The organism is Mesorhizobium sp. M7A.F.Ca.US.014.04.1.1, from assembly GCF_003998745.1.
GTDB lineage: Bacteria > Pseudomonadota > Alphaproteobacteria > Rhizobiales > Rhizobiaceae > Mesorhizobium > Mesorhizobium ciceri.
Genome location: NZ_RZRW01000775.1, coordinates 1 through 2,147, shown reverse-complemented (window position 1 = coordinate 2,147; position 2,147 = coordinate 1). Strand labels below are relative to the sequence as shown.

The window sequence follows — 2,147 nt, the reverse complement described above, 5'->3', positions numbered from 1 at the left end:
CTCCTAAGGCCGTGACCGGCTTTGGCTTCTCTGAAGGATTTTCCACGTGTCTTGTCCTTCTGCGGATTCGCGGCATCGAACTTGTCGGTTAAAGCAGTGCGGATCTTGCTCCGCTGGCCAGACAGATTTCGCTGATCCGCAGCTTCTGGCTGGAGAGCCGGGACGGGAATGTCTGTTCGAGCCGCGACTCGTGAACGGGTATGACCCGTCGAGACTCATGGCCGACCTGTTTCATCATGGCTTCGGTGGCCATGATCAGATTGATCTGGCTGCCGGTGGCCAGGCCGACAGGGAGATACATGTCATCGATCTTGAGCTGTTCGGAGGCGCCGTTCAGGTTCTCGAACTGGTAAACAAGATCACCGGCAAGCACCCAGGTGTCCTGGGAATCCGTCTTGCCATCATTGCGCACCGTCACCCACATGCATGCGAAGGTGTGGCTGTCATAAGCGACGTGAAGATCGATGCCGGGGAATACGTTTTCCATGGCGCCATCGACCGCAATGAGGCGCTTGTCGCGCGCCAGCTGCACACCGCGCAGGATATCCGCCGTATCGATGCCGGACAGGATCCAGCGCATGCGATCCGGCAGCGACATCGCCCAGATCCATTCCTGCAGCTCCTTCTTCTGGACGTAGAAGGTGGCATTGGGAAATGCATCGACATTGCCGAAATGATCGAAATGCGCGTGCGTGATAAAGACCGCGTTGATGTCTTCCGGCGTCAATCCGATTTCGGCAAGAACCTCGCGCGGTCCGCGCCAGTTCTGGACATTGAACAGCGTGCCAAGATAGTTCCCGTAGTCGCGGTCGTTGTAACCGACGTCGACCATCGCGGCCCAACCGTCTCCCTTGATGACGGCGTAGCAGTAGGGCAGCTTGACATAGCCTTCATTGTGAGCGCCGTAGATGACGCCGCTCTTGTGGTATTCGGGTACGTAGCCGTATTCGAGGACGTAGATCGAATAGAGTGACACCGGTTTCCTCCCTTGATCCAGACGATTAATTTTTCGCGGGTCGGCAGTTGCAGCAGGCCGCCGTGAAATCCACGGGGGTCAGTCCGGCGGAAGGTTCCGAAACCATCCGCAGCGACCGCTGCGCGGAAAAAAGCGCGTCAACGACGGCATCGAGATCGGGACTTGCCGGATCAATGAGATCGGCAAGACGATCAAGCCGCGAGAGTATCCGGCCGAGAAGCACTAGCAGATCGGCGAGCGCGGCTTGGTGGCGGGCCGCTGTCGGCGGCGCCTTCACCGCACCAAGCCGGTCGGTTGCCTCGCGCAACTGCCTTGTCACCGACGCCAGCAAGAGATCGTTGCGGTTGCGGTCGAGGCTGTCGGTCTGGAGCAGAAGCAGGATTCCCGAAAGCTGGCCAACGCAACGCTTGGCGGCGTCATAGAGCGGACGGGTGTCTGACAGGTAGGAGGCAACCGCTTCATCCTTGATCCCTGACTTCAACAACGCATCGGGCTGGTACTCGCGGGGGGTGTCCCATATCGAGCAGGTGGGACGATGCACGCCTTCGATCCCTGAAGAAGGCGCTGGAAATTCGCGACGAAACGTTAGAAGCACCGCCCCACCCGAAAGCGGAGCCTCGTCTTGTCCGGAATTGATCGTAAGCATGCGTCGCCTCCAATGTTCGTCGTTGCATCGATCCGCAGGCCCGTGCGGACTGTCTTTTCAGTGCATGAATCGGCCGCCGTTCACGTCGAGAATGAGTCCCGTCACGTAGTCGGACAGGTCCGAGACCAGGAACAGGCAGGCTTTTGCGATATCGTCAGCCGTCCCGAGCCGGCCCAGCGGGATGTTCACGACGATGTCGCGCCGCTTGTCTTCGGTCAGCTTGTCGCCAAAGATGTCCGTGTCGATCGTGCCGGGGGCTATCGCGTTGACGCGGATATTGTGCTGCGCCAGTTCACGCGCCATCGACTTGGTGAGGCTGTGGATGCCGCCCTTGGCGGCGGAATAATGCGGTCCGCCGAAAATGCCGCCGCCGATCTGGGCCGCGATCGAGCCGATCGAAACGATAGCGCCGGAGCGCCGTTCGATCATCGAAGGCACGGTAGCCTGGGTCATGTTCAGGCTGCCACGCAGGCTGGAATCGATGACCAGGTCGAAATTCTCCTGGGTGATATCCATCAGCCGGTC

The 2,147-nt window shown here is 59.7% G+C and carries 3 protein-coding genes; all 3 read right to left on the bottom strand.

What is annotated here, in order from left to right; genetic code table 11:
- Positions 1–88: 88 nt before the first annotated feature.
- Complete coding sequence (locus EOA22_RS31310; protein ID WP_024505467.1) at positions 89–976, bottom strand: N-acyl homoserine lactonase family protein; 888 nt, start codon at positions 974–976, stop codon at positions 89–91.
- A 25-nt stretch (positions 977–1,001) separates the two neighbouring features.
- Positions 1,002–1,517 (bottom strand): hypothetical protein, encoded by a 516-nt coding sequence (locus EOA22_RS31305; RefSeq protein WP_127224577.1) that lies wholly within the window; start codon positions 1,515–1,517, stop codon positions 1,002–1,004.
- A gap of 162 nt (positions 1,518–1,679) precedes the next feature.
- Positions 1,680–2,147, bottom strand: a 468-nt coding sequence (locus tag EOA22_RS31300) for an SDR family oxidoreductase (RefSeq protein ID WP_127390494.1), incomplete at its 5' end; no start/stop codon positions are given.